Source organism: Tissierella praeacuta (assembly GCF_040396155.1).
GTDB lineage: Bacteria > Bacillota > Clostridia > Tissierellales > Tissierellaceae > Tissierella > Tissierella praeacuta_A.
On sequence record NZ_JBEBOY010000078.1, the window covers coordinates 1 to 7657 of the forward strand.

At 30.2% G+C, this 7657-nt stretch carries 8 protein-coding genes; 7 read left to right on the top strand and 1 reads right to left on the bottom strand.

The window, feature by feature from the left end; all coding sequences use genetic code 11:
* Positions 1–74: 74 nt before the first annotated feature.
* The 7 genes from ABWP20_RS17970 to sigF all read left to right on the top strand — a co-directional run bounded on the left by ABWP20_RS17970 (position 75) and on the right by sigF (position 6771).
* On the top strand, positions 75–1043 hold the full coding sequence (locus ABWP20_RS17970; RefSeq protein ID WP_353097725.1) for a sigma-54 interaction domain-containing protein: 969 nt from the start codon (positions 75–77) through the stop codon (positions 1041–1043).
* Between the two features lie 142 nt (positions 1044–1185).
* A complete protein-coding gene (locus ABWP20_RS17975; RefSeq protein WP_353097715.1) occupies positions 1186–2343 on the top strand; it encodes a saccharopine dehydrogenase family protein in 1158 nt (385 codons plus the stop codon).
* A gap of 321 nt (positions 2344–2664) precedes the next feature.
* A complete protein-coding gene (nhaC, locus tag ABWP20_RS17980; RefSeq protein WP_353097717.1) occupies positions 2665–4077 on the top strand; it encodes a Na+/H+ antiporter NhaC in 1413 nt (470 codons plus the stop codon).
* A 160-nt stretch (positions 4078–4237) separates the two neighbouring features.
* On the top strand, positions 4238–5083 hold the full coding sequence (locus ABWP20_RS17985; protein WP_353097719.1) for a bifunctional 5,10-methylenetetrahydrofolate dehydrogenase/5,10-methenyltetrahydrofolate cyclohydrolase: 846 nt from the start codon (positions 4238–4240) through the stop codon (positions 5081–5083).
* 136 nt (positions 5084–5219) lie between these two features.
* The gene (gene spoIIAA, locus ABWP20_RS17990; protein ID WP_353097720.1) at positions 5220–5555 is read left to right on the top strand and encodes an anti-sigma F factor antagonist; all 336 of its coding nucleotides are present in this window, start codon (positions 5220–5222) and stop codon (positions 5553–5555) included.
* A 14-nt stretch (positions 5556–5569) separates the two neighbouring features.
* Positions 5570–6007, top strand: a complete 438-nt coding sequence (gene spoIIAB / locus ABWP20_RS17995; protein WP_503012555.1) for an anti-sigma F factor — start codon at positions 5570–5572, stop codon at positions 6005–6007.
* 5 nt (positions 6008–6012) lie between these two features.
* The gene (sigF, locus tag ABWP20_RS18000; RefSeq protein WP_353097723.1) at positions 6013–6771 is read left to right on the top strand and encodes an RNA polymerase sporulation sigma factor SigF; all 759 of its coding nucleotides are present in this window, start codon (positions 6013–6015) and stop codon (positions 6769–6771) included.
* A 40-nt stretch (positions 6772–6811) separates the two neighbouring features.
* Here the strand turns inward: sigF and ABWP20_RS18005 are convergent, their stop codons facing one another.
* Positions 6812–7546 carry a polysaccharide deacetylase family protein gene (locus ABWP20_RS18005; protein WP_353097724.1) on the bottom strand — a complete coding sequence of 245 codons (735 nt, stop codon included), beginning with the start codon at positions 7544–7546 and terminating at the stop codon, positions 6812–6814.
* Between the last annotated feature and the right edge of the window lie 111 nt (positions 7547–7657).

A 7657-nucleotide genomic window follows, 5' to 3' on the forward strand; every position in this document is an offset into this window, starting at 1 on the left:
AAAATAATTGGTAAATTTATCTAATCTCAAATTTACTAGCACAACAGGTTAATTATTATAGTTTTGATGATTTTATTACCGGTGATAAAAATATAATAAAATTAATTGAAAAAGTAAAGAGAATGGCTCGCTATGAATCTAATGTGCTGATTTATGGAGAAACGGGAACTGGTAAAGAGATATTTGCACAAAGTATTCATAATATAAGCAGTAGAAGGGATAAGCCATTTATTGCTCAGAATTGTGCTGCAATTCCTGAAAACTTACTTGAATCTATTCTCTTTGGTACTGAAAAAGGTAGTTTTACAGGAGCCATAGATAAAGAAGGATTATTTGAGCAGGCTAATGGAGGAACATTACTTCTAGATGAATTGAATTCCCTTCCTATTTATTTACAAGCAAAACTTTTGAGAGTATTACAAGAAAAATATATTCGAAGAGTTGGAGGGACTGTTGAGAAAAGGATTAATGTTAGAATTATAGCAACAGTTAATGAAGAGCCGTCAAAACTTATTGAATTAGATAAACTTAGGCAAGATTTATTTTTTAGATTGAATACTTTATATATATGTATACCACCATTAAGAGAGAGAAAAAAAGATATATTTTTGCTTATGAAACAGTATGTTAATCAATATAGCTCAATATTTAATGTAAAGTCACTAAAATTATCGAAGGATGTTTCAAATTTTTTTCAAAGTTATGAATGGAGTGGAAATGTTAGAGAGTTAATTAATGTTATAGAGTATATTATGATGACTATAGATGATGGTGAAGAGGTAAAATTAAATCATCTTCCATATTATTTATTGGAAAGATTAGAAAGAGATAGAATTGATGAGGAGTTTAGTTATAAACCTGTTAGTGGTTCTTATCATGATATAATAGATGACTTTGAGAGAAAGATAATATTGGAAGAACTTATTAGATGTAGATGGAATGTTACTAAAACCGCAAAGATGTTAAATATTAAAAGGCAAACTTTACAGAATAAAATTAAGAAACTTAAAATTGATGAGATAAATTATACTAAATTTGCCTAAAAAATACTACTATTGCCCATATAAGGGCAGCAATAGTAGTATTTTTTTATTGATTAAAGCATGGTTACCTTGTTATCTCATTGGCATGATATTTGCTTTATTAATAGTTAAAGAAGATAAACAAAAAGGGAGGCTATATATTATGAAATATTTAGTATTAGGTTGTGGGCTTCAAGGAAGAGCAGTTGCATACGATATTTTACAGTTTGAGAAAGATAGTGAAGTAATAATAGGAGATATTGATAATGAGAACTTAGAGATAGCTAAGAATCTTATTAAAGATAACAAGCTTACAGTAGAGAAATTTGATATCTATAATGAAAAAGAAACTATTTCTTTGATGTCAAAGGTTGATGTAATTGTCAACAGTCTACCTCATACATGGGAGATTACTGAAAGATTTTATAATGCTTTAAGTAAGACTAAGGATAAAAAGGCTATATTTACAGATTATTGGATGTGGGAAAAACATTATGAATTTGATGAAGATTTGAAAAAAGCAAATATTTTAGCAATCCCAGGATTAGGGATAGTGCCTGGGTTTGGAAATATTTGTGCAGGTCAGCTTGCATATGAGTTTGATCAGTTAGAGGAAGCAGCAATCTATTGTGGAGGATTACCTACTAAATTAGGGGTAGCTCCATTAGATTATATGATTTTATTTAATGTTGAAGCTCTTTTAGATCTATATTTAACTCCACCGACTGTAATTGAAGATGGAAAACTAGCAGTAGAAGATGCACTAGATAATTTGGAAACATTTTTAATTCCTGGTTATGGCGTAGTTGATGCACTAAAGACAGATGGTTTATATAGTTTAAATAAGACTATGTTAGAAAAAGGTGTTAAAAAGGCTGCTGAATATACATTACGTTATCCAGGACATTATCAAACAATGCAAATTTTAAATGATTCTGGATTCTTTAGTAAGGAGCCAATAAATGTAGATGGAATAGAAGTAATTCCAAGAGATTCTTCAGAAATAATTTTAAATAATTTAATGAAGAAAATACCTGGAGTTAGGGATTTTACTTACTTATATGTAGTAGGAAAAGGATTAAAGGATGGAAAATATATACAGAAATCATATGAGCTCTTAGATTATAGTGATGAAGAAATAGGAATCACATCTATGGAAAGAACAACTGCCTATCCATCATCAATAGCAGCAATGATTATTGCACATGATGATGGTGGAATGAGAGGAGTAGTTGAACCAGAAAATATTTTTGTAGGAAAACGCTTTGAGAAAATGGTTAGCGAACTAGCTAAGAGAGGCGTTATTGTTTATGAGAAATAATCAAATTATTTTAAATAATATTTTATAATTGTAAATGCCCTTATTTGAGCAAATCGCTTAAATAAGGGCATTTTTATATAAGAATTAATTTATGATTTTAAAATATTGCTAATTTAAAGTTTTATATAGTTTATTTTTATAAGATTTGATATTTAAAGATAAGCAGCAAATGCCTTACAGAATCAGCAGAAGTATAGGATATGTAAAGTTCATATTTTATTATTAGTAGCTTAATCCAATTAATGAATTAATGTGGTATAAGTATTGCATATCTAAATATTTAAAGTAAATTTAATAAAAATAAATTTTAGGGAGGTAAGTATGGATAAAACATTATCAGAAGTTAAAAAACCATCATTATTTTTATCATTTGTACCATTTCTTGCATTAATTGGTTTTATGCTTCCAGGTGTAATAATTTTTGAAGTAGAGCCTCATATACCTTTAATTGCAGCATCAGTAATTACTGCTTTTATTGGTAAATACCTAGGTCATTCCTGGGATGACATGGAAAAAGCAATGATTGATTCAAATGCCATGGTAATGCAGGCTAATTTTATTATTCTAATAGTTGGAATGTTAGTTGGAGCTTGGATAGCTGGAGGAATTGTACCAGGATTAATATATTATGGATTAGAATTATTTACACCTAATATGTTTTTATTTTTATTACCAATTATTTGCTCAGTTATTTCTGTTTCAACTGGAAGTGCATGGACAACTGCTGGTACTATAGGAACAGCGGCTATGGGGATAGGGACTGCACTGGGTATTCCTTCAGCTATTACTGCAGGTGCAGTAGTGACAGGAGCATCTTTTGGAGATAAGCTTTCTCCTTTATCTGATAGTACAAATCTAGCTGCTGCAGTAACAGGTACTAATTTATTTGATCATATTAGACATATGCTTTACTCTACTATTCCTAGTTTCTTAATTGCAATAAGTATTTTTGGGATTATTGGCAGTAATTATAAGAATACTTCAGTAAATATTGAAGTAATTTCTTCGGTTCTTAAATCTATAGAAAGTGTGTTCATCATAACTCCGTGGATATTTATAGCACCTCTAACAGTAGTTTTAATGATTGTTTTTAAGGCACCAGCTGTACCAGGAATGATAGGAGGCACTGTCGTTGGAATACTGTTTTCTCTATTCCAAGGTCATGGATTGAAAAACACATTATATTATATTATGTATGGATTTGAAGTTACTACAGGGAATGCATTAGTAGATAAACTTTTAAATAGAGGTGGGATGACATCAATGCTTGAGGTCACTGCCTTAGTTATCTGTGCTTTAAGTTTTGGAGGACTTATTAAACAAATAGGGGTAATAGATACGATATTAGAAACAATACTAAAGAAAGTCAGGAAAAGAGGCAGCATTATTCTATCAACAGTTATATCATCAATTGCTATGAATTTTATGGCAGCTGACCAGTATATGGCTATAGTAATTCCGGGGCAAATGTTTGGACCAGTATTTGAAAAACTAAACTTACATCCGAAAAATTTGTCTAGAACACTGGAGGATGCAGGCACTTTAACATCAGGATTAGTTCCATGGTCAACTTGTGGTGCAGTTTATTTTGCTACTTTAGGCGTAAGTGCATTTCAATATGGTAGATTTCACTTTTTAGGTTTAATTAATCCAATAATTGCAGTTATTTTTGGTTATACAGGATTAGCTTTATCTAGACTAGATCCAAATAGGCCTATAAAAGATTCAATTTAGAAAGTATCAAAATATAAAACGCTAATATAAGAATAACTATTACAATCACTATATTTGAATGTATTTTCCCGGTGACTTCTTGAATAAAAAGGAAGATATGTTATAATTTGAATTACACTACAATTTAATTGTAGGCAATAGATGAAAGAGGTGTTGTTAGATGGCAGAGATTTTAAAAGGTAATGTTGTGGCAGCCCAAATCAAGGAAAATATGAAAAAGGATATTGAGGAACTTGCTAAAGCAGGTAAGGTACCAACTTTAGGAATTGTTAGGCTTGGAAATAATCCAGATGATATTTCTTATGAAAAAAGTATAATTAAAAATTGTGATGCAATTGGAATAAAATCCAAAGTATTTGAAAGAAATTTGGATATGACAACTGATGAATTAGTGAAATTTATGGAAGAGCTAAATCAAGATAATTCAATATCAGGAGTACTTATATTTAGACCGTTACCAAAACATATTGATGAGGCAAGGATAAGACAGGCATTATCTCCTGCTAAAGACGTAGATTGTATGCATCCTCTGAATTTAGCGAAGATATTTGAAGGAAATATGACTGGGTTTACACCTTGTACACCTAAGGCGGCTATGGAAATACTACTTTATAATAATATTGAATTGGAAGGCAAAAATGTAGTAGTTGTTAATAGATCCATGGTATTAGGTAAGCCTTTAGCTATGATGTTGCTTGAAAAAAATGCAACAGTGACTATTTGTCATTCTAGAACTAAGAATTTACATGAGATAACAAGTAAAGCTGATATAGTAGTTACGGCTCTGGGTAAGGCAAAGTTCTTTGATAATAAGTATTTTAACGAAAAATCAATTTGTATAGATGTTGGAGTTAGTTTAGATAATGAAGGAAAATTAAGTGGAGATATTGATTATCCAGTAGTATCTGAAATAGTTTCTAAGATTACACCAGTACCTGGGGGAGTTGGTGCTGTAACTACATCACTTCTATTATCACATGTAGTGGAAGCATGTAAAAGAATGTAATAAAAAAAGTATAATAAAAAGAGTCTTTTTAGACTCTTTTTTTCATTTAATAACAAAAATAGTCAATATTCTTTGAAGGAGAAATACCTCTTTATATAGAATATAGTAGTTATAAGAAATAGGAGGAGGGGATTTTTTGTATCTATCAGTAGAAAAACACAAAAATAATTTATTGGTACAATTTAAAGGGGAATTAGATCATCATACTACTGAAAATGTAAGGGAAAAAATAGACCAACAATATTTCGATCCAAAGCTTAGAAACATAATATTGGATTTAAGAGGATTAACCTTTATGGACAGCTCAGGAATTGGACTTATTATGGGCAGATATAGAAATTGTGTAGAGAAAAAGGGAACAATGGCTATAGTAAGTGACAATGCATATGTAGATAAGATGCTTAGGATGTCTGGACTATTAAAAATAGTCAGTGTATATCCAACAATTGAAGCAGCAAATGAAAGTTTATAAAGGAGATGAAAATTGTGGAAAAAAATTATATGAAATTGGAGTTCCTAAGTAAATCTAATAATGAATCTTTTGCAAGAGTAGTAGTAGCAGCATTTGCTTCCCAATTAGACCCAACATTGGAAGAATTATCGGATATAAAAACAGCTGTATCAGAGGCGGTTACTAATGCTATTATACATGGATATGAATACAGAGAGGGAATAGTAATTGTAGAATCTAGAATTATTGATAATGAAATAGAGATAATAATTGAGGATAGAGGTATGGGTATTATTGATATAGATAGGGCAAGGGAGCCGTTTTATACATCTAAACCAAATATGGAAAGATCAGGCATGGGTTTTACAGTAATGGAAACATTTATGGATAGCCTACAAGTGGAAAGTATTAAAGGAAAAGGTACTACGGTAAAGATGACGAAAAGATTTAAAAGCCTTTCGGATAAGGAGTAGATACTATGAGTCTAAGTAGTGAAAATAGGGCTTTATTATCCCATGAGGAGACTATGAAACTTATTAAAGAGTCACAAAATGGCAGTATGGAAGCTAAAGATATATTGGTATCTTCTAATTTAGGACTTATTAGATCAGTTCTAAGGGGATTTATGAATAGGGGTTATGAAGTAGACGATTTATTTCAAATAGGTAGTATAGGTTTATTAAAGGCTATTGATAAATTTGATACTTCTTATGATGTAAGATTTTCAACCTATGCAGTACCGATGATAATAGGAGAAATTAAAAGGTTTTTAAGAGATGATGGATTAGTTAAAGTAAGTAGATCGTTGAAACAGACGGCATCAAAGGCTAAAGGGGCAGAGGAAAAGCTCTTTAAAGAGCTTGGGAGAGAACCTACTATTCAGGAGATATCAGAGGAAATCCAAATGGATAAAGAAGATATAGTAATGGCTCTAGAAGCTTCATATCATCCAGAATATCTTTATGATGTTGTACATCAAAATGATGGTTCACCTTTATATTTAATAGATAAGATTAGTAATGAGTCAGAGGAAGATAGAGATATTGTTGATAATATAGTATTGAAAGATATGTTAGCAAAATTGAAGCCTAGGGACAGACAAGTAATTATTTTAAGATATTTCAAAGATAGAACCCAAACGGAAGTGGCAGCTCAGCTAGGCATATCCCAAGTACAGGTTTCAAGAATAGAGAAAAAAATAATAGAGGAAATGAGAAAAAATCTGGCAAAGGCATAATATATGCCTTTTTTTGTATTATCTATTATTGAAGAAGATTTTATTTTATAGATAATTCCAATAACTGAGATATAGTGACAAATTTATACCCCTTATCAATTAATTCAGGAATAATGATTTTTAAAGCTTCTACAGTATTACTAGTTTCAAAGTATACATAATCATGTAATAAGACGATGTCTCCATTTTCTATATTAGAAATGGTATTGGAAACTATTTTTTCAACTTCTGGATTGCTCCAATCTCTAGAATCTTGAGTATAAGACCATAGTATAACATTACATGATTCATCACTGATAATTTTTATTATATTGTCATCATAAGATCCGTAAGGTGGTCGAAATGTTTTAGATTTAATACCAGTTAGAGAAAAAATAATATCTTGAGTTTTATCAAATTCTTCCTTTACTTTTTGTTTAGGAACTTGTTGTATATTTATATGGGAATAAGTGTGGTTGCCAATTTCATGTCCTTCTTTTGCCTGTCTTTTTATAATATCAGGATATTGTTCTGCAAACTGCCCTAAAACAAAAAAAGTAGCCTTAATATTATATTTATCTAGTAAATCTAGGATTTCAGGAGTATATTGAGGGTGGGGACCATCATCAAATGTCAAAGCTATAAATTTCTGATGTTTAGAACCATTACGTACTATATTTGTTTGTTGCTTTTCTGATGTATTTATATTTCCAGATATAACGTATTTAATAGAAAATGTGGAAACTATTAAGAAAGTAATTAAGAAAATGATTTTGGTTATTGAGGATTTTTTCATTAATTTTATTTTCCTTTCATTTATATTTTTAGATAAAAGATAACAAATTTTAATTACTGGACTTGTGTCAATAGCTTAGACACAAAAAGTTTAACTTTCTATGCCGCCACA